15 protein-coding genes are annotated in these 20,231 nt (G+C 72.0%); 5 read left to right on the top strand and 10 right to left on the bottom strand.

Translation table 11 applies throughout. The features are described 5' to 3' along the window. Nucleotides 1-1,423 (bottom strand): hypothetical protein (locus ADL12_RS56205; RefSeq protein WP_244187813.1); only part of this gene is annotated, 1,423 nt, incomplete at its 3' end. Nucleotides 1,424-1,555: 132 nt separating this feature from the next. Continuing rightward, nucleotides 1,556-1,816: a helix-turn-helix domain-containing protein gene (locus tag ADL12_RS08000; protein ID WP_062700034.1), complete on the bottom strand. Its 261-nt coding sequence runs from the start codon at nt 1,814-1,816 to the stop codon at nt 1,556-1,558. A 65-nt stretch (nt 1,817-1,881) separates the two neighbouring features. Between ADL12_RS08000 and map the strand changes: the two genes are divergently transcribed. Together map and ADL12_RS07990 are read left to right on the top strand one after the other, a co-directional pair. Next, on the top strand, nt 1,882-2,658 hold the full coding sequence (map, locus tag ADL12_RS07995; protein WP_062700009.1) for a type I methionyl aminopeptidase: 777 nt from the start codon (nt 1,882-1,884) through the stop codon (nt 2,656-2,658). A 482-nt stretch (nt 2,659-3,140) separates the two neighbouring features. After that, entirely contained in the window at nt 3,141-5,693 is a 2,553-nt protein-coding gene (locus ADL12_RS07990) for an ATP-dependent Clp protease ATP-binding subunit (protein ID WP_062700008.1), read from the top strand. Nucleotides 5,694-5,732: 39 nt separating this feature from the next. Here the strand turns inward: ADL12_RS07990 and ggt are convergent, their stop codons facing one another. Continuing rightward, nucleotides 5,733-7,532, bottom strand: a complete 1,800-nt coding sequence (gene ggt / locus ADL12_RS07985; protein ID WP_062700007.1) for a gamma-glutamyltransferase — start codon at nt 7,530-7,532, stop codon at nt 5,733-5,735. A 117-nt stretch (nt 7,533-7,649) separates the two neighbouring features. Here ggt and ADL12_RS07980 point away from each other — a divergent pair, with 117 nt between their 5' ends. Both ADL12_RS07980 and ADL12_RS07975 read left to right on the top strand, forming a co-directional pair. Then, nucleotides 7,650-8,408: a hypothetical protein gene (locus ADL12_RS07980; RefSeq protein ID WP_208614496.1), complete on the top strand. Its 759-nt coding sequence runs from the start codon at nt 7,650-7,652 to the stop codon at nt 8,406-8,408. Nucleotides 8,409-8,524: 116 nt separating this feature from the next. Then, nucleotides 8,525-10,093, top strand: coding sequence for a CocE/NonD family hydrolase (locus ADL12_RS07975; protein WP_062700006.1), 1,569 nt, complete (start codon nt 8,525-8,527; stop codon nt 10,091-10,093). Between the two features lie 225 nt (nt 10,094-10,318). Here the strand turns inward: ADL12_RS07975 and ADL12_RS07970 are convergent, their stop codons facing one another. Both ADL12_RS07970 and ADL12_RS07965 read right to left on the bottom strand, forming a co-directional pair. Next, the gene (locus ADL12_RS07970) at nt 10,319-11,062 is read right to left on the bottom strand and encodes an amino acid ABC transporter ATP-binding protein (RefSeq protein ID WP_062700005.1); all 744 of its coding nucleotides are present in this window, start codon (nt 11,060-11,062) and stop codon (nt 10,319-10,321) included. A 137-nt stretch (nt 11,063-11,199) separates the two neighbouring features. Then, entirely contained in the window at nt 11,200-11,607 is a 408-nt protein-coding gene (locus ADL12_RS07965) for a DUF6278 family protein (RefSeq protein ID WP_062700003.1), read from the bottom strand. 243 nt (nt 11,608-11,850) lie between these two features. Between ADL12_RS07965 and ADL12_RS07960 the strand changes: the two genes are divergently transcribed. Further along, nucleotides 11,851-13,617: an SGNH/GDSL hydrolase family protein gene (locus ADL12_RS07960; RefSeq protein WP_062700001.1), complete on the top strand. Its 1,767-nt coding sequence runs from the start codon at nt 11,851-11,853 to the stop codon at nt 13,615-13,617. Nucleotides 13,618-13,857: 240 nt separating this feature from the next. Here ADL12_RS07960 and ADL12_RS07955 read toward each other — a convergent pair whose 3' ends face one another. The 5 genes from ADL12_RS07955 to ADL12_RS49895 form a co-directional block, all read right to left on the bottom strand. Beyond that, complete coding sequence (locus ADL12_RS07955; protein ID WP_062699999.1) at nt 13,858-14,637, bottom strand: exodeoxyribonuclease III; 780 nt, start codon at nt 14,635-14,637, stop codon at nt 13,858-13,860. Between the two features lie 56 nt (nt 14,638-14,693). Continuing rightward, nucleotides 14,694-15,329: an MBL fold metallo-hydrolase gene (locus ADL12_RS07950; RefSeq protein ID WP_062699997.1), complete on the bottom strand. Its 636-nt coding sequence runs from the start codon at nt 15,327-15,329 to the stop codon at nt 14,694-14,696. 80 nt (nt 15,330-15,409) lie between these two features. Next, nucleotides 15,410-16,708 carry a bifunctional 3-oxoadipate enol-lactonase/4-carboxymuconolactone decarboxylase PcaDC gene (gene pcaDC / locus ADL12_RS07945; RefSeq protein WP_062699995.1) on the bottom strand — a complete coding sequence of 433 codons (1,299 nt, stop codon included), beginning with the start codon at nt 16,706-16,708 and terminating at the stop codon, nt 15,410-15,412. 109 nt (nt 16,709-16,817) lie between these two features. Next, nucleotides 16,818-17,858 carry a hypothetical protein gene (locus ADL12_RS07940; RefSeq protein WP_062699994.1) on the bottom strand — a complete coding sequence of 347 codons (1,041 nt, stop codon included), beginning with the start codon at nt 17,856-17,858 and terminating at the stop codon, nt 16,818-16,820. 131 nt (nt 17,859-17,989) lie between these two features. Beyond that, complete coding sequence (locus tag ADL12_RS49895; protein WP_079051914.1) at nt 17,990-20,116, bottom strand: SWIM zinc finger family protein; 2,127 nt, start codon at nt 20,114-20,116, stop codon at nt 17,990-17,992. Between the last annotated feature and the right edge of the window lie 115 nt (nt 20,117-20,231).

Raw genomic sequence — 20,231 nt, 5'->3', positions numbered from 1 at the left:
GCCTGAACGGGGCCCCCACGAACACCACTTGGGCCTCCCGGGTGCCCCCCTCCCCGCCCTGCCTCGCGAGGGTTTCCGGGGCCAGGCCGCCCCCCCGCCGATCCGCCGGGTCCATCGGCTCACGCCGTGACTTCGGGGCCGTGTCCGCGGGCGTCTCGGCGGCGGCCCCGGCGAACCGGGCCCCGCGCGGGCTGCGGCCGGTGGTGACGGGCCGCGCGGGGAGGGTGGGTTCGGCGGTCGGCGGTACGACGACGGGGGCCGCCTCCTCCTCGTCCATCCCGGCGAAGCGGGCGCTGCCTCGGCGGCGTTTGCGTTGCTTGGGGGTGGGGTCGGGGGCAGGAGCGGGGTCGGGGGCGATCGAGGAGGCCTGGGCGTGGTGTTCGGGCATCGAGTCGGCGGAGTGCTGCACTTCCGGCCAGTCGGATGCCGCGGCGGCGCCGATCGGGGCGGTGTGGTCCATGGGCTGCCCGGTGGGGCGGGCCGTGCCGGCGCCCTGCGCGTCCGGCCAGTCGGACAGCCCGGCGATGCCTCCCGGGGCATAACGGTTCGCAGGACGCCCCTGGAGGGAGCCATGGCCTTCCGCCACCGACCCGGCACCGGGGCGTCGCCGCGCTGCGCGCCACTCAGCCGCTTCGGCGGCCGGGGTGGCGGTTCGACGCCCGTCGTGCCGGTCTGCGGCGGTCCCGGCAGGGGCTTCCCCCTGGGCCGCCGACTGCGCGTCGCGCTGATGCGGCATACCCGGGAATCCGCCGCCGTGAGAACCGGTCACACTCGACTGCCTACGGCCGGACCCGGACCCGACGTCCCTGACCCCCTCATCCGCGAACCCGTCGCCCTCGAACCCGTCGGCGACACGGAATACGGACCCCTCCCCCACCCGGTCCCGCCGTATCGCCTGGCCCCGTTCGCTCGCCGCCCGTCGGTCCAGGTCGGCCATCCGGGCCCGGAGTTCGGCACACCGGGCGGTCGCGCGTTCGTGGTCGTCGCGGGCCCAGGCGAGGTCGAGGCGGATGGCGTCGGACGCCTCCTGGCTGGTGGCGGAGGCGAGCGAGCGGCCGAGGTCAGCCTGCCGTTCGGCGGCGTACCGCTGCTCGCGGAGCATGACGTCGAGCCGGTCGCCGAGGGCGTCGCGGCCGCCGGGCCGGGAGTCGTACGTGGCGAGGGCGGCGGCATGCAGGGCGCGGGCGCGTTCCGTCTCGGGGCCTGCGCCGCCGGGGCCGTACTGGGCGGCGAGGTCGTGCAGGAGTGACTCCACCACGTCCCAGGGCGGCACTTCCCGTCCGTCGAGGCAGGCCTGCATGCCCTCCGGGTCGCGCTGCCAGAACACCCCGCACCAACCGCCGCCCTGATCCAGGCGCGCCAGGAGGCCGTCCAGGTAGTTCACGAACTCCCGTACCCGGGCCGGGAGTTGATCCACTGACATCGCCCAACTCCCGCCAGACCGGAGTGCTCCGGTCCGTTAGGCAACACCAGTCATGTTACGAATGGGCTACGGGGAGTTTTCCGAATGGACGCAGAGTGCGCCGCAGCTGCCGGAACGTGACGTGCGCGCCCGTCAGGCGGCGACCTCCACAACCGGTGTGCAGCGCCCGGCCAGTTCGTCCATCGACAGACCGAGGGCGTGCGCCAGCGCAGCCACCGTGAAGAAGGCCGGGGTCGGCGCCCGGCCGGTCTCGATCTTGCGCAGCGTCTCGGCGGAGATGCCGGCGCTCGCCGCGACCTCCACCATGCTGCGGCCGCCGCGCGCCTCACGGAGCAGCCGGCCGAGCCGCTCGCCGCGTTCACGCTCTTCGGGGGTGAGAGGGGTGCGCACCATGGCGCCCATTCTAATACCGCACCCGCCCAGCCGACCCCCATTTAAATACCGGTATAGTAATTGGCATGGTGGAACTGAAGACGGACACGTCGATCGATGAGATGTATGCGGCCGGGCAGGTCGTAGGCCAAGCCCTCACAGCCGTACGCAAGGCCGCTGACGTGGGGGTTTCCCTGCTGGAGCTGGACGAGGTGGCACGTGAGGTGCTCCGCGCCGCGGGCGCGACCTCCCCCTTCCTCGGCTATCGGCCCTCCTTCGCCCCCACCCCCTTCCCCGCCGTCATCTGCGCCTCGGTGAACGACGCGATCGTGCACGGCATCCCGACCAAGTACCGCCTGCGGGACGGCGACCTGGTGTCCATCGACTGCGGCGCCGAACTGGGCGGCTGGGCGGGCGACTCGGCGATCAGCTTCACGGTCGGCCGGGCGCGCCCCGCCGACGTACGCCTGGTCGAGACGGCGCAGCGGGCGCTGGCGGCCGGCATCGAGGCGGCCGTGGTCGGCAACCGCATCGGCGACATCGCGCACGCGATCGGCTCCGTGTGCCGGGCCGCCGGGTACGGCATCCCGGACGGTTTCGGCGGACACGGCATCGGCCGCAAGATGCACGAGGATCCGGGGGTGCCGAACGAGGGCCGCCCGGGCCGGGGCATGCCGCTGCGGCACGGCCTGGTCCTCGCCATCGAGCCGATGCTCATCGCGAGCGGCAAGGACGGCTACCACGCGGCCCCGGACGGCTGGACCCTGCGCACCAACGACGGCTCCCGGGCGGCGCACATGGAGCACACGGTGGCGATCACCGACGCGGGACCGCGCGTTCTCACCGCCCGGGAAGCCCTCTGACACCGAGGGTCTGTCTGACAATTCCCGCCTGCCCCGCGGCGTCTGGCTCGCACTCCCCAGAGGGGGACCCCCAGCCGCGTTGCCGAACCGCCCACGTGGCTCCTCGCCCATGACGCCGCGGGGCCCGCCCTCCGGGCGGACGACGGGAATTGTCGGACAGGCCCTGGGAACATTCCTTGCCTGGCTCGCCGGGCTGCCCTACGAGCGCTCCGCGTCGCCCTCACCAGACGCGATCCTGACCTGGGCCCTGCTCGCCCGCCCCGCGGCCGCAGCGCCGCCTGCGGACGCCAGCCGCGCCCTGCCACGCGCACCCGACCGCCGCAAGCGGTGGGAAGCGACTGGAGCCCGGGGGTTCCTGCACATGCCCCCCGAGCCGGAACGTGCCATCGTGGCATGAGCGAGCCCGAACCGGGTTACCCGGCCCCGGCACGTCGAGCAGCGAGGGCGACCCTGCCCGCGCAGGGACGCCGGATGGGAACGCCATGACCAGCGGCTTCAGTGGTCCGGAGGACTACGACCCCTTCGGAGAATTCCTCGCCCGCTTCTTCGGCGGACCGCGCCCCGGTCCCCGGCAGATCGACATCGGCCGCCTGCTCAGTCAGCCGGCCCGGGAGCTGGTACGGGGCGCCGCCCAGTACGCCGCCGAGCACGGCAGTCGCGACCTGGACACCCAGCACCTGCTGCGCGCCGCGCTGTCCGCCGAGCCGACCCGGAGTCTGCTCAGCCGGGCCGGCGCGGACCCGGACTCGCTGGCGACGGAGATCGACGAGCGGTCGGGCCCGGTCCAGCACCCGCCGGGCGAGGCCCCGCCGCCGACGTCGCTCTCCCTCACCCCGGCCGCCAAGCGCGCCCTGCTGGACGCGCACGACCTGGCCCGGGCGCGCGGCGCCGGTTACATCGGCCCTGAGCATGTGCTCAGCGCCCTCGCCGCGAACCCCGACTCGGCCGCCGGGCACATCCTGAACGCGGCCCGCTTCGCCCCCTCGGGCATGCCGCCCCAGGTCCCCGACGCCGCCCAGCCCGGCCCTCACGTCGACCAGCGGCCCCGCGTCGACACCGGGACCCCCACCCTCGACAAGTACGGCCGCGACCTCACCGACCTCGCCCGCCGGGGCCGTATCGACCCGGTGATCGGCCGGGACGAGGAGATCGAGCAGACCATCGAGGTGCTCTCCCGGCGCGGCAAGAACAACCCGGTGCTGATCGGCGACGCGGGCGTCGGCAAGACCGCGATCGTGGAGGGCCTGGCCCAGCGGATCGTGGACAGCGACGTGCCCGACGTGCTCAGCGGCCGCCGGGTGATCGCGCTGGACCTGACGGGCGTGGTCGCCGGCACCCGCTACCGGGGCGACTTCGAGGAGCGGCTCAACAACATCGTGGGCGAGATCCGCTCGCACTCCGGCCAACTGATCGTCTTCATCGACGAGTTGCACACGGTCGTGGGCGCCGGAGGTGGCGGCGAGGGCGGGTCCATGGACGCCGGGAACATCCTCAAGCCGGCTCTCGCGCGCGGCGAACTGCACATCGTGGGCGCGACCACGCTGGAGGAGTTCCGACGGATCGAGAAGGACGCGGCGCTGGCCCGCCGCTTCCAGCCGATCATGGTGCCCGAGCCGACCACCGCCGACGCGATCGAGATCCTGCGCGGCCTGCGCGACCGTTACGAGGCCCACCACCAGGTCCGCTACACCGACGAGGCGCTCGTCGCCGCCGTGGAACTGTCGGACCGCTATCTCACCGACCGCCGCCTGCCGGACAAGGCGATCGACCTGATCGACCAGGCCGGCGCCCGGGTACGGCTGCGCGCGCGGACCAAGGGCACGGACGTCCGGGCCATGGAGCGCGAGGTCGAGCAGCTGACCCGGGACAAGGACCAGGCGGTCGCCGACGAGAGTTACGAGCAGGCGACACAATTGCGCGACCGTATCGTCGAGTTGAAGCAACGCATGGCGGACGCGTCCGTCGACGAGGAGGTCGACGAGGGCCAGCACCTGGAGGTCACCGCCGAGGCGATCGCGGAGGTCGTCTCCCGGCAGACCGGCATCCCGGTGAGCAGCCTCACCGAGGAGGAGAAGGACCGGCTGCTCGGCCTGGAGGAGCATCTGCACGAGCGGGTCGTCGGCCAGGACGAGGCGGTGCGCGTCGTCTCCGACGCGGTGGTGCGCTCGCGGGCCGGACTCGCGAGCCCCGACCGGCCGATCGGCAGCTTCCTCTTCCTCGGCCCGACCGGCGTCGGCAAGACCGAGCTGGCGCGGGCGCTCGCCGAGACGCTGTTCGGCAGCGAGGAGCGCATGGTCCGCCTCGACATGAGCGAGTACCAGGAGCGGCACACCGTCAGCCGCCTGATCGGCGCCCCGCCCGGCTACGTCGGGCACGAGGAGGCCGGCCAGCTCACCGAGGTCGTGCGCCGGCACCCGTACTCGCTGCTCCTGCTCGACGAGGTCGAGAAGGCCCACCCGGACGTCTTCAACATCCTGCTGCAGGTCCTGGACGACGGGCGGCTGACCGACTCCCAGGGCCGGACCGTCGACTTCACCAACACGGTCATCGTGATGACCAGCAACCTGGGCTCCGAGGCGATCAGCCGGGGCGGCGCCGGGATCGGGTTCGGCGCGGGTGACGTGGAGGCCGACGAGGAGGCGCGGCGGGAGCGGATCCTGCGGCCGTTGCGTGAGCACTTCCGGCCCGAGTTCCTCAACCGCATCGACGAGATCGTCGTCTTCCGCCAGCTGACCCACGACCAGTTGGAGCGGATCACCAACCTGCTGCTGGACAAGACCCGCCGACTGCTGCACGCGCAGGGCGTCGCGGTCGACTTCACCGGCGCGGCCGTCGACTGGCTGTCCGAGCGCGGCTACCAGCCCGAGTACGGCGCCCGGCCGCTGCGCCGCACCATCCAGAAGGAGGTCGACAACCAGCTCTCCCGGCTGCTCCTGGACGGCCGGATCGGCGAGGGCGGCCGGGTGACGGTGGACGTGGCGGACGGGCGGCTCACCTTCCGCGCGGAAGAGCTGCCGCCCGCCCCCGAGTTGTGAACCGGGTGCTGCGAACCGGGTGGGGTGAGGCGGCAGGGCCTACGGCGCCGGGTGCACCACCATCGCCGAGCCGCCGCCCCGCCGTACCGTCTCGGCTGCGGCCAGCCACTTGCCGCCCGGCAGCCGCTGCACACCGGCCGTCGCGCCGATCTCGGGGTTCTGCCGGAAGCCGTGCCCGATCGCTTCCAGCTGAGCCTTCAACGGACTGTTCCACAGGCCCGGTTCGAGCTCGGTGGTGGTCTGGTTGCGCTGACTGGCACGCGGTGCGGCAATCGCGTCGACCAGCGGCAGCCCGCGGTCCAGGAACCCGGTCAGCGTCTGCAGCACGGTCGTGATGATGGTGGCGCCACCGGGCGAACCGAGCGCCACGACCGGCTTGTTGTGCTGGTCGAGGACGATCGTCGGTGACATCGAGGAGCGCGGGCGCTTGCCCGGCCCCGGCAGGTTCGGGTCGTGGACGGCCGGGCTCGCCGGGGTGAAGGAGAAGTCCGTCAGCTCGTTGTTGAGGATGAAGCCACGGCCCGGGACGGTGATGCCACTGCCGCCGGTCTGCTCGATGGTGAGGGTGTACGCGACGACGTTGCCCCACTTGTCGGCCGCCGTGAGGTGGGTGGTGCTGTCGCCCTCGTACGTGGTCGGCGCCGCCGTGCCACTCGCGTCGCAGGCCGCCGGGTTGCGCGGGTCGCCCGGCGCGACCGGGCTCGTCAGCACCGCGTCGTCCTTGATCAGGCACTCCCGCGAGTCGGCGTACCGCTGCGACAGCAGTTCCTTCGTCGGTACGTCCTCGAAGGCCGGGTCGCCGACCCAGCGCCCGCGGTCGGCGAAGGCGATGCGGCTGGCCTCGATGTAGCGGTGCAGGTACCGGGCCTCGCTCGCCTTCGACAGGTCCGTGCTCTCCAGGATGTTGAGGGCCTCGCCGACCGTGGTGCCGCCGGAGGAGGAGGGCGCCATGGAGTAGACGCCGAAACCGCGGTACGAGGTCTTTGTGGGCGCCTGGGACTTGACGCGGTAGGCGGCCAGGTCCTTGGCTGTCAGGTCGCCGGGGCGGGCGTTCCAGCCGGAACCCGGGTCCACGGGCGGCTTGTTGACCGTGTCGACGATGTCCTGGGCGATGTCGCCCCGGTAGAGCGCGCCGACGCCCTTCTTCGCCAACTCCGCGTAGGTGCGGGCGAGATCGGGGTTCTTGAAGGTGGAGCCGACGACCGGGAGGGCCCCGTTGGGCAGGAACAGCTTCGCGGTGTCCGGGAAGTAGCGGAACCGGGTCTCGTTCGCGGCGGTCTGCGCGCGGAAGGTGTCGTCGACGACGAAGCCGTCCCGGGCTAGCCGCTCGGCGGGCTTCAACAGGGTGCCCAGTCCCCTGCTGCCCCACTTGTCGAGCGCCTTCTGCCAGGTGACGGGCGTACCCGGAGTCCCGACGCTGAGGCCGCTGCTGACGGCCTCGGCGAACGGGATCGCCGCGCCGTTCTCCACGAACAGGTCGGAGTCGGCGGACAGCGGCGCGGTCTCGCGGCCGTCGATGGTCTGCACCGTGCGGGACTTGGCGTCGTAGTAGACGAAGTAGCCGCCTCCGCCGATGCCGGCGGAGTAGGGCTCGGTCACGCCGAGCGCGGCCGCCGTGGCCACGGCGGCGTCGACGGCGTTGCCGCCCTTCTTCAGGACCTCGATGCCGGCCGCGGAGGCGTCCGCGTCGACGCTCGACACCGCGCCGCCGTAGCCGACGGCGACGGGGACCTTCTCGGCGGGACTGCTCTGCGCGGCGGGTGGCGCCGCCGCTCCCACCGACACCACGGCGGCCGAGACCGCCAGGACCGACAGTTTCCGTGCGACACGGCGACGCATCCGCACCTCCAGTCAAGGGCTGTTGGCGCAGCCTAATCGATCGCCATGCCCTCGTCAGGAGCGCGCGGACTCCCGTCTCGAACAACGGTTTGCGTTCGCCCGCTACCATGCGCGCCCATGAATGACGACGTGCGCAACATCGTGCTGGGCGTGGTCGCGGCGGCCATCAGTGCCGCGCTGGGCTGGATCGCCCGTACGTACCTGTGGAAGCGGAAGCTCCGCCGCAAGCAGGCCTTCTTCGGGCTGCCCGACAACGCCGAGTCCCTGCTGGTGGTCAACCGCGGGGCCGGCGGACCCGAGCTGACGGTGATGCGCTACGACGTGTTCGCGCTCCTCGAACTCGCCGCCCTCATCAAGGACTGCAACGCCCACGCCCAGATCGTCCCGCACGACGCGGCACGCCAGGGCTTCGGGGAGCGCACCGAGTTCTGCGTCGGCGGCCCGGCGTCGAACCGCCGCATGACGGCGCACCTGGCCTCCCTGCTGCCAGGAGTGCGGGTGAACGTCGACACCGAACCCGGTCCGGACCGGGGTGCCCTGCAGGTCGGCTCCGAGCGCTACCGGGTGGAGGTCGGCAAGGAAGAGTACGCGCTGCTCGCCCGGCTCACCGTCGACCAGAGCCACGGCACCCGCCCCGTCTTCCTCTTCTGCGGCCAGACCTCGATCACCAACCAGGCCGCCACCCGCTACCTCGCCCGCAACCACGAGCGACTGACCCGCAAGTACGGCAACAGCTCCTTCGTCCTGCTGCTGAAGGTGGTCAACTCGCAGGCGTACGGCCCTGATGTCGTGGAGCTGGTCGCGGACGTCACCAGGGCGGCGCAGGCACCGCTGCCGGCACCGGCGGCTCCTCGCAATACCCACCGTGCCTCCTGAGGTTCCTCACATTCCACTAATCGTTACTGGCACGTAACTTACCGACGGGTTACTTGCGGTAAGGGGCCCCGGTTACCGTTCGGTCACTTTGCACTGACACGAGTGAGGAGTGACCCGTGGGACACCATCGCAAGGCCCTGCGTACGACCGCCGTGGGCGCCGTTTCCGCGACTCTGATCGCCGGTAGCGCCCTCGGTGCCGCCCCCGCCGCACAAGCGGCCACGAACGGCGTCCGCTTCGTCGACATCACCGGCGACGGCGGCACCACCCTCAAGGCGAACGTCATCACGCCGGCCGGCGCCGACGGCAGCCGCCGCTACCCGCTGCTCGTGCTGCCCACGAGCTGGGGCCTGCCCCAGATCGAGTACGTCGCACAGGCCCAGAAGCTCGCCAACTCGGACTACATCGTGGTGACTTACAACGTGCGCGGCTTCTGGCAGTCGGGCGGCGAGATAGAAGTGGCGGGCCCGCCCGACATAGCCGACGCGTCCAGGGTCATCGACTGGGCGCTCGCCAACACCCCGGCCGACGCGGGGCACATCGGCATGGCGGGCGTCTCGTACGGCGCCGGCATCAGCCTGCTGACCGCCGCGCACGACAAACGGGTCAGGGCGGTCGCCGCCCTCAGCGGCTGGGCCGACCTCATCGGCTCGATCTACTCCGGCCGCACCCAGCACGTCCAGGCCGGCGCGCTGCTGGACGGCGCAAGCCTGGTCACCGGCCGCCAGAGCGCCGAACTCCGGCAGATCTTCAACGACTTCTACGCCTCCAACCTGTCCAAGGAACAGGACATGATCAACTGGGGGAAGAAACGTTCGGCCGCCACATACGTGGACCAACTGAACAAGAACGGCGCCGCGGTCATGATGGCCAACGCCTGGGGCGACACGGTCTTCCCGCCCAACCAGTACGCGGACTTCTACGAGAAGCTGACCGGCCCCAAGCGGCTGGAGTTCCGTCCCGGCGACCACGCCACCCCCGAGCTGACCGGTCTGTTCGGCCTGCCCAACGACGTGTGGACGGACACCGAGCGCTGGTTCGACCACTACCTCAAGGGCGAGGACAACGGCATCAACGGCGAGCTGCCCGTCCAGCTCAAGTCCCGTTCCGCGGGCGGCTACGAGGGCTACCCGGACTGGAAGTCGGTCGGCGCGACGAACAAGAAGATCGCCCTCGCCGGAACGACCACCATCCACACGAACGTCAACTCGGGCGCGGACGGCGGGATCGTCTTCCTGTCCAGCATCCTCGACCAGGTGGCCCAACTGCCCCCGATGACCTCGATCCCGCTGATCCCCCGGCTCTGGGCGGGCGTCTGGCAGTCCGGGAAGTACGCCACGGCCCAACGCGTGCGCGGCACGGCGAAGTTGCACACCACGATCACCCCGACCAAGGAGAGCGGCACCCTCGTCGCCTACCTGTACGACGTGGGCCCGCTCGGCCTCGGCAAGCTGGTCAGCAACGCGCCGTACACCTTCCACGGACGTACGCCCGGAAAGCCGTTCGGCGTCGACCTGGAGCTGTACGCCACGGCATACGACGTCCCGGCAGGGCACCGGCTCGCCCTGGTCGTCGACACGGTCGACCCGCTCTACATCGAGCACAACCCGTCCGGCGCGCGGCTGACCTTCTCCTCACCGGCGAACGACCCGTCGTACGTGTCGATTCCACTGCGCGAGCAGTGATCTCCGGCCGGCGCCGGGCGGGTATGGCTCTGTGACTGCTGCCCCCTGCCGCCCCTGGTCCAGGGGCCGTGGGGGGATCCCCACCCGGCAGCAGCGTCCCTGGTCGCGGCCGGGGCCACCTCCACGGCCTTGGGGACGGACGGAACATCGTAGTCGAGGTCGGACACGGCGAGGATTCCGGCATGGAGAAACGCCGTTCCTCCCGGCATGGGTCGCACTCCCCGCTCAGTGGTGGAGGATCTTCGAGAGGAAGTCCCGGGCACGCTCGCTGCTGGGGTTGGTGAAGAACTCGTCGGGGGTGCGGTCCTCGACGATGCGGCCGTCGGCCATGAACACGACGCGGTTGGCGGCCGAGCGGGCGAAGCCCATCTCATGGGTGACGACCATCATCGTCATACCGTCGCGGGCGAGTTGGCGCATGACCTCGAGCACCTCGTTGATCATCTCGGGGTCGAGCGCCGAGGTGGGCTCGTCGAACAGCATCACCTTGGGTCCCATGGCGAGGGCCCGGGCGATGGCGACGCGCTGCTGCTGGCCGCCGGACAGCTGCGCCGGGTACTTGTCCGCCTGGTCGGCCACGCCGACGCGGTCGAGGAGTTCGCGGGAGCGCTTCTCGGCATCTTCCTTCTTGCGCCCGCGGACCTTGACCTGGCCCAGCGAGACGTTCTGCAGGACCGTTTTATGGGCGAAGAGGTTGAAGGACTGGAAGACCATGCCGACTTCGGCGCGCAGCCGCGCGAGGGCCTTGCCCTCCTCGGGCAGCGGCTGCCCGTCCAGGATGATCGTGCCGGACTGGATGGTCTCCAGCCGGTTGATGGCCCGGCACAGCGTCGACTTCCCCGAACCCGACGGGCCGATGACGACGACCACCTCCCCCCTGCCGACGGTGAGGTTGATGTCCTGCAGCACATGCAGGTCCCCGAAGTACTTGTTGACGTCACGCAGCTCGATCAACGGATCGACAGCCATGCCCAGCCCCAGTCCATGTCAGCTGTGTAGCGGTCATCGCAAACTATCCGGGTAAGGAGGGGCTTAATACACGACACGCACTTTTCGAGCATAAGCCGTATTTACGCCGAATTTATGTCGAACTCCAGGTCGGGGCCTCACGCTTCCGCGACTTCCGCGTACAGCTGCGACAGCTCGGGCACCCCGCTCGCGGCCCACTCCTGCCCCGAGGCCACGACATCGAACTCACGGCCGGACGCGAGCCGGACCACCGGCTGACCGTCCGGCCGGATCTTCCAGGCGGCTCCGGGCACGGTGCGCACGATGACGGTGCCGAGATACAGGCCGGCGTCATTGCCGAGCCAGGGCAGGATCTCCTCGTCGTCCCGCCAGCGCGGCACCAACTGGTCGACCGCCTCCAACGAGGCTGCGGTGTCGTCGAGTTGAACTCCTGCCCGGGACGCGTGGGAGCGCAGGAGTTCGCACTCGGCGAGGAGTTCGGCGATGCCCTCGGGGTCGGGGGCCCCGCGCTTCTCGGGCCGGTTGCCCAGAAAAGGGATCTTCATACCCCCAGCGTGTCATTCGCACTGCCGAACGCACCACAGGCGCGCGGGCCACCGATTCCGGTCGAGTTCACGCCGAGTTCAGGCATGGCTCGTTGACGGGTCACGGGCGCCTCTCTAACTTCACGGTGCGTCCCGCGTCTCGCCTGAACGTCTCACCTGAGCACCTCACCTGAGCACCTCACCTGAATTTGTCATGTGCAGTCATACGCGGTCCTGAGTGGTCGCGAACGGGAGGAGTCGGAGTTGCGCCGACGTGTGTGGAGTTCCGCGGTCGTCCTCGCTCTCTTCGCCACCCTGGTGCCGAGTGTCTCCGCGCAGGCGGCCGGCGAGCGCAGAGCGGGGCCGCTCCCACTGGAGCGGCTCTTCGACAACACGGCGGTCAGCTACAACGCCCGGCCCTCCGGGGCGGACTTCGACGGGTCGGGCGCCTCCCTGTCGGCACAGGACCTGGCGGCCGCGGGCTGGACACCCGGCCGCACACTCACCGTGCAGGGCGCCCGGCTGACCTGGCCCAAGCGGCAGCCGGGCGAGCCGGACAACGTGCGGGCCCGGGGACAGGACGTGCGGGTGCGCGGCCGCGGTGACGCGCTCGCCTTTCTGGTGGCGGGCACGGCCGGGACCGACGTCGGTGGAACGGGGACGGTGGTGTACGCCGACGGCACCCGGTCCGGCTACAGCCTGACCGCCCCCGACTGGCGCACCGGCCCGCTCGCCACCAAGGCCGTGGCCCTGCCGCACATCAACACGCCCGGCGGCCAACTCGCCGAGCGGGCGCGGTTGTACGTCATGACCGTGCCGTTGGCCGTGGGGCGCGAGGTCGCCTCGGTACGGCTGCCGCACGCGCTCGGGCTGCATGTGTTCGCGCTGGCAGTACGGGCCGCGACCCCGGGCTGGACGGGCAGTTGGGCGACCGCGACAGGCGGCTATCCAGCCGTGGGGCCGTGGGCCGACCGGACGCTGCGGCTGGTGGTGCACACCTCGGTGGGCGGGCCACGGGTGCGGCTGCGGTTCGACAACACCTTCGCGGCGGAGCCGGTGCGGATCGGAAGCGCCACGGTGGCGGTGCAGGAGGCGGGCGCGGCGGCCCAGGGAACGCCGGTTCCGGTGTCTTTCCGGGGTACGGCGGGGGTCGAGATCCCGGCGGGCGCGCAGGCCTACAGCGATCCGCTCCGCTTCGACGTGCCCGCGGACACCAATCTGCTGGTCAGCTTCCATCTGCCCCGGACCGTGCCGGCGGCACCCGTGCACCGGCTCGCACAGCAGCGGTCGTATGTGAGCGGGCCGGGCGACCACACGGCGGACGGCTCCGCGGCGTCGTACGGCACTGTCCTGACCAGCTGGCCGCTGCTGACGGGCGTCGACGTGGGCGGTGGGCCGGGGTCCGTGGTGCTGCTGGGGGACTCGATCACCGACGGCGACAAGTCCACGATGGACGCCAACCGACGGTGGCCCAATGTGCTGGCCACACGGCTGCTGAACCAGGGTGTGGTCCCGCACTATGGGGTGCTCAACCAGGGGATTTCCGGTAACCGTGTGGTCATGGACCGCTATCCCGGTGACGGGGTGTCCACGGACACGGCCGGAGTGAGCGCCTTGTACCGGTTCGACCGGGATGTCCTGGCCCAGACGTCGGCGCGCACGGTGGTGGTGTTCGAGGGCGTCAACGATGTGCGGTGGGGCACGACCGCGGAACAGGTGATCGCCGGGCTGCGCGCGATCGCGGACCGGGGGCACGCGCGGGGGCTGCGGATGCTGGCGGCGACGATCCTGCCTTGTGAGGGCGAGGTCCGGTGCACTGCGGCGGCCGACGCTGAGCGGGTCAAGGTGAACCAGTGGATCCGCTCCGGCCCCGGGTTCGACGGCGTGCTCGACTTCGACGCCGTGGTACGTGACCCGGCGCGGCCGACCCGGATGCTGCCCGCGTACGACAGCGGGGACCATCTGCATCCGGGGGACGCGGGGCTCGCCGCGCTGGCCGAGTCGGTGGACCTGCGGGGGCTGGTCCGGTGACCCCCTACGGCGCTAGGGCCTGTCCGGCGGATCATGCCGGCGTCGCGGCGCCTGGCACGCGCTCCCCCAGAGGGGGGACCCCAGCCGCGTTGTCGTCGGTTGCCGACCCCATCGCGTCGCCCGCCGCGGTAGCGGCTGATCGACACGGCTCCTCCGCCTTGCAGCTGCACGCACCAGACACCGCTCGGCTCGGCCGGTCTGCACTATTTCTTGCAGCCGGCCTGATCCGCCGGACAGGCCCTAGACGTCCAGGTCCACGACCACGGGCGCATGGTCGGACGCGCCCTTGCCCTTGCGCTCCTCGCGGTCCACGTAGGAGTCGGTGACCGCCTTGGCGAACGGCTCGTTGCCGTACACCAGGTCGATGCGCATGCCGCGGTTCTTGGGGAAGCAGAGCTGGCGGTAGTCCCAGTACGTGTACGGGTGGTCGTACTTGAGGGGGCGGGGGACGACGTCGGACAGGCCGGACTCGCGCAGGGACGCGAGGGCGGCGCGCTCGGCGGGGGTGACGTGGGTGAGGCCCTCGAAGGCGGCCACGTCGTAGACGTCGTCGTCCGTCGGCGCCACGTTGTAGTCGCCCATCACCGCGAACGGGCGGCTGCCGCCCGCGTCGCCGGCGACGGCCGCCTTGAGGGCCTCGAACCACTGGAGCTTGTAGGCGTAGTGAGGGTGATCCACCTCACGGCCGTTCGGCACGTACACCGACCAGACTCGGACCGGGCCGCAGGTCGCGGAGATGGCGCGGGGCTCCGCGGCGCCGTCGTAGCCGGGATCGCCGGGCACGCCCTTGACGACCTCCTTGAGGCCGACGCGGGAGAGCACCGCCACGCCGTTCCACCGGCCGGTGGCGTTGACCGCCGCCTCGTAGCCGAGGTCGCGCAGCGGGTCGAACGGGAACTGTTCCTCGGCGACCTTGGCCTCCTGGAGGCACAGCACGTCGGTGCCGCTGCTCTCCAACCAGGCCAGGAGCCTCGGCAGGCGGGCGGTGATCGAGTTCACGTTCCAGGTCGCAATGCGCATGCCTGCCAACCTACCGGGCGGGACTGACAACCCGGCTCCGCCCGGGGTGGGGCCGCTCACACCTCCGCCGAGTCCCCCGGTGTCAGGCGCAGGTGCTCCGAGCCGCCGAGGCCGCCGATCTGGCGGTCGTAGATCGGGCGGGCCAGATCGGTGAGCAGGGCGTCGTGGATGTCGTAGGCGCGCTGCGGCTTGACCTCACGGACGTAGTCGATGACCTCCGAGATCTTGCTCCAGGGCGCCATGACCGGGAGCATCAGCGTCTCGACGGGGTGGTCCGGCACGGTGAGGGCGTCGCCGGGGTGGAACACCTTGCCGCCATCGATGAGATAGCCGACGTTCGTGATGCGTGGGATGTCCGGGTGGATGACGGCGTGCAGTTCGCCGTGGACCTGGACGTCGAAGCCGGCCGCGGTGAAGGTGTCGCCGCGGCCGACGGTGTGCACGCGGCCCGGGAACGCCGCCGAGATCTGCTCCGCAACGGACTTGAGCGTCCAGATCTCGGCTGCGGGGTTGGCCTCCATCGCCGCCCGCAGGTGCGCCTCGTCGAAGTGGTCGGGGTGCTCGTGCGTGACGAGGATCGCATCCGCGCCGACGGCGGCGTCCTCCTCGCTGAACCCTCCAGGGTCGAGAACGAGCGTGCGCCCGCCCTTCTCGAGGCGGACACAGGCGTGCGACTTCTTCGTGAGCTTCATGACACCATCCTGCCCCCGCGGCCCGCTCGAAGGGCGGCGCTGGGCGGTGCTTGCGGCGCCTGGCCGGCGATCACTGACGATCACTCCGTGGGAGTGGTCTCCTCCCTTATCACCTGCTGCGCCACCTTGAACGCGCTGTTCGCCGCCGGTACGCCGCAGTAGACGGCCGCCTGCAGCAGCACTTCCTTGATCTCGTTCGGCGTGAGGCCGTTGCGCAGCGCGGCGCGGGTGTGGAAGGCGAGTTCGTCCATGTGGCCGCCCGCGACCAGGGCGGTGAGGGTGACACAGCTGCGGGAGCGCCGGTCGAGACCGGGTCTGTCCCAGATCTCGCCCCACGCGTACCGGGTGATGAACTCCTGGAAGTCCCCCGAGAACTCGTCCGCCTGCGCCAGCGCCCGGTCCACGTGCGCGTCCCCGAGGACCTCGCGGCGGACCTTGATGCCCGCGTCGTACGGGTCCGGCCGTCCCGTGGTCTGCGGCTGTACGGCGGCCGGGGCTATTTCGGCGATCGGCGCGGGCTGCGGGGGCGCAGCAGCCAGGACCGGCTTGACGGGGGCGGCCAGGATGGCGATCTGGCCGGTGGAGGAGTCGTAGGCGGGCTGCCAGGCGGTGGAGAAGTGCCGGACCAGCAGGTCGGTGACGGCGGCGGGCTGCTCCACGGGCACCAGGTGGGAGGCGCCGGGGACGACGGCGAGGCGGGCGTCCGGTATGCCGGCGACCAGGGTGCGGGCCTCGGCGGGGCCGGTGACCTGGTCGTCCGAGCCGACGAGGACGAGTGTGGGCACGGTGACGCCACCGAGCTGGGGGCGTACGTCGAAGGAGGCGAGTGCCTCGCAGGCGGCGATGTAACAGCCGGGGTCGGTGGTGCGCACCATCTGTACGGCCCACTCGGTGATCGCGGGCTGGGCGGCGGCGAAGCCGGAGGTGAACCAGCGGTCCGGCGAGGTGCGGGCGATGGGGTCGAGGCCGTTCGTGCGCACGATCACCCCCCGCTGCCGGAACTCGTCGGCCGTGCCGAAGCGGGGCGAGGCGGCAATCAGGGCGAGCGAGGCGACGCGCTCCGGGTGGCGCAGGGCGAGTTCGATGCCGAGCGCCCCGCCGAGCGCGCAGCCCGCGTAGCCGAAGCGCTGCACGCCGAGGCCGTCGAGGGTGGCGAGCAGCCGGTCGGCGAGGTCGGCGACGGAGCCCGCCGGGTACGCGGGCGCGCCGCCGTGTCCCGGCAGATCGAACCGGAAGACGCGCCACTGTTGCGTCAGCTCGGGGACCTGCCGGTCCCACATGTGCCATGTCGTACCGAGCGAGGGGCCGAGGATGAGGACCGGGGCGTCTTCCGGGCCGTCGAAGCGGTACTGGAGGGCAGGGGTCTTCGTCTCACTCACTGCTCCACGCTAACCGCCACCTCTTACGGCCCCACCCCTGGGCCCCCAGTCCCCACACCTGGCTCCCGAACATCAGCGGCGAACCCTCACACCACCTTCACCCAAGACTTCACCGAAGACCCGGGGCGGTGGCCGTACCGCAGACGGTGACCCCGAACCGGGTCCGCATCCGCCGCATCTCCCACAGCGAAACGGCGGTCACCGACAACGGGCCGCCCAGCAGGGAGCAGAACTGCACGACCGGCGGGCCCTGCGGCATACCGCTGTCGATCAGATTGAAGACCGCGAGCACCCACACCAGGGCCACGGTGACCACGGGCGGCAGCATCGGATGGACGTGGGCGCTGTTGAAGGCGCTGCGCGCGGAGTACAGCGACGCCAGGAAGAAGAAGGGCAGCCCCCACACGATCGCGACCAGCGCCACGAGTCCCACCAACACCCCTTGCCAGCCCCTCATGTCGTTCTGAGCGGCCAGGCTCGCTCCGTAAATGATCCCGCCGAGCGCGACCACCGTCAGCAGATACCAGCCGACCGCCTTCAGCGGGGCACGGAGCCGGGAGCGCAGCTGGGGCCGCAGGTGCGGGGGCACGTAGAGGATGAAGCCGAGCATGACCAGCGGTCCCGCGCAGATCAGCAGGACGGGGGCGATGATCGCGTTGCCGATGCCGTTGGTCGCCGCGTCCTCCCAGCGGTCCTTCTCCACGCCGTACACCAGAAGCAGTGCGAGGGTGGCGACGGCGCCGAGCACCGTGCGGGCCACCTGCACGCGGTCCACGGTGCGGTCCTCGATCCGGCCGTCGCCCTCCTGCACGAAGAGCCGGGTAGCGACGCGGTGCGCGGAGCGGATGACGGCGGCGGCGAGGTAGGGCGCGGAGAAGAACCACAGGCGGCTGCGGCGGCGCCGGGCAGGAACGGGGGGCGCGGGAGGCGGGCCGTAGGGGTACGGATTCGGGTACGGGTACGGGTACGGATTCGGGTGGGGGTTCTGATTCGGATACGGGTCCGCATTCGGTGCGGGCGGGCCGTAAGGGGCGCCCGGCGTCGGCCCGTACGGAGCGCCCCAGCCCTGACCGCCTGGTCCTTGGCCGCCGGGTCCTTGGCCGCCGGGTGGCCCCGATCCGGGTCCAGGACCCCATCCCCCCGTTGCCATGGCCTCTCCCACCGTTCGTTTCCGGCCAGTTGCTGTGTCGCCTGGCGACTTCGCGGCAGTGAAATGGGCGTGGGGAGGCTCAAGCCTCCGCTTCCGTCACGGTCGTTGGCGGTCACGGCGCCTCGCCCGTGTCAGCCTTCCGGCGAAGCGCCCAGGCCCGTCAGGGCGCCGACCGGGTCGAGGTCGGGAGTGCCGCGGGGCCACCAGTCGTCGTGGCCCGGTTCCGATTCGTACGGGTACCAGAGGCCGTCGCGGCCGAGGCGGAGTTGGACATGGCCGCGGGGGTGGGTGAGGTGGTTGCGCCAAGGGCGGAAGGCAGGGAGGTCGGCGGCGAGGAGGAGGGGGCGGGCACGGTCGAAGCGGCCGGCCGGCGGGTCCCAGGGCTCTTCGAGGACGGCGAGGCCTTCCAGGCCGCCCTGGCGCCAGGCGGCGACCGCGCGCGCCAGCTCTGCCGGGGTGCGGTCGGCCGCGGAGGCGAGGGAGGCGTACAGGGCACGGGTCGCGGCCGTGAGGCCGGAGCCCGGGCGGGCGGCGGCGAGTCGTACCGCGTCCTGCCACAGGGTCAGTTCGGCGACCGGATCGCGGCCGGTGCTGAGCAGGGCGTGCGCGCGGGCGGCCGCCTCGGTCGCCAACTGGTCCAGCGCGAAAGGGTCCGGGCCGCCCGGCGCCGCGGGGTAGACGGGAGGCTGCTCGGGGTGCGCGGGCGCAGGCAACGGGGGTGGGAGGGGAGGCAGTTGGCGGTCCGAAGCCAGGACGTCGGCGGCGCGTACGCCCGGCAGGGGCGCCGGCTCCCGTTCCTGTGCGGCACGGGCCGCGCGGGCCGCGCTCAGGCGTGAGAGGGCGTCGAGCAGCTCGCGTTCGCCGCGGCCGCGCAGCAGGAGCAGGACGAAGGGGTCGGCGTCCAGCAGGCGTGCGGTCTGGTAGCAGAGGGCGGCGGCGTGCTTGCAGGGGTGGCCGCGGTCGGGGCAGCTGCAGTGGGGGTCGAGGTCACCTGGGCCCGGCAGCAGGGGCACCCCGCACTCGGCGAGGGAGTGGGGCATCTCCTTGTCGAGCAACGCCGCGATGTGTCCCGGCCGGTCGGCCGCGGCGTCCAGGAACCGCTCCCAGTCGCCGTCACCGAGCGTCCGCAACCGCACCTGCACACGGTACGGCCGCGGACGGCTGCCCCGCACATACGCCAGGACCAGCCCCGGCGTCACGGTGATGGCATCGACGTGCCCCTCCTGCGCGTAGCCACGTCCGCGGGCGAGCCGCTTGGGATCGAGGGCGCCCTCTTCCAGGGCGGCCACCCAGGCATTGCCCCACCAGGTCTCGGCGAAGCGGATGTCCTCCGCCGGGCGGGGCGCGAACGCCGGGAAGGTACGGCGGAGTTCGCCGTCCCGGCCCGGGGCCGCCATGGAACGGGGGACCTGGGGTGCGGCGGGAACAGAGGGCAGGGGCAGGGTGTCGTCGCCGGGAGGCACCGAGGGTGGTGCGGGGTGGGCAGCAGGCTCGGACGAGATGCCGGATCCGGAGCGCGCCGAGGGTGCTGCGGATGGCCGGCCCGGTGTTGAGCCGGAGTCGGTGGGTGCCGGGGAGGCGGAGGGCTGCGGGGCCGACGTGGAGGGCGAGTCGGGGGTGGAGCGAGCCGGGTTGCCTCGGCGCCCGGTGTCCGGATCGGGCGTCGCCGGTTCGTCCGCAGGGGGCTCGTCCATGGGTGGCATCCGGAAGGCGTCGGCGAGCAACTCCCTTACCTCACGCGCACGGAGAGCGGCAGTCCCGCCGACGGGGCCCTTTCGAACCGGGGGATCGGTCGGGGCCGCCGAACGTCGCGAGCGACGCGTGCGGTCCTTGTCCCCGCCCTCTTCTTCGTCCGCCCGGGCCTGCCGCCTCTCGCCGAGGGCGGCCCGCAACGCCTCACGGGCAGCGTCGGCGGGACGTGCCCCTCGCCGATCGGATGCGAGGTCGGGCATCTGCGGGACAGGCTCTGCTTCGGTGCCGGGTCGGTCCGCTTCGGTGCCGGGTCGGTCCGCTTCCGCACCCGACGTGCCGGTCCCGGCACCGGTACGGCGCAGTGCCGCCCGGGCGGCGTCACCCGGCCGGGTCCTCGGGCGCTCACCCCGCTCTCCGCTGTCCGAAGCCGGCTCCTCGTCGGCAGACTCCACCTGCGGCAGGTCCCGGCCCGGGGAGGAACCTCCCGGCGCCCCCTCGCGTCGCTCCCGCGCGGCCCGCAGCGCCCGGCGTGCCGCGTCGGCCGGGCGGGCCTCGGACGATCGCATCGGCTGCTCCTGAACCGCTGCCCGGTCCGCGTCCCGCTGGACCGGTGCCCGGTCCGCATCCAGCTCGGCGTCGAACTCGGCTGCGGCCACGTCCGCCTCGGTCGGGCGCGCCGGA

Source organism: Streptomyces regalis, assembly GCF_001509475.1.
GTDB classification, from domain to species: Bacteria; Actinomycetota; Actinomycetes; order Streptomycetales; family Streptomycetaceae; genus Streptomyces; species Streptomyces regalis.
Note: the sequence above shows the minus strand (reverse complement) of the source record. Positions and strands in the feature narration are given on the sequence as shown.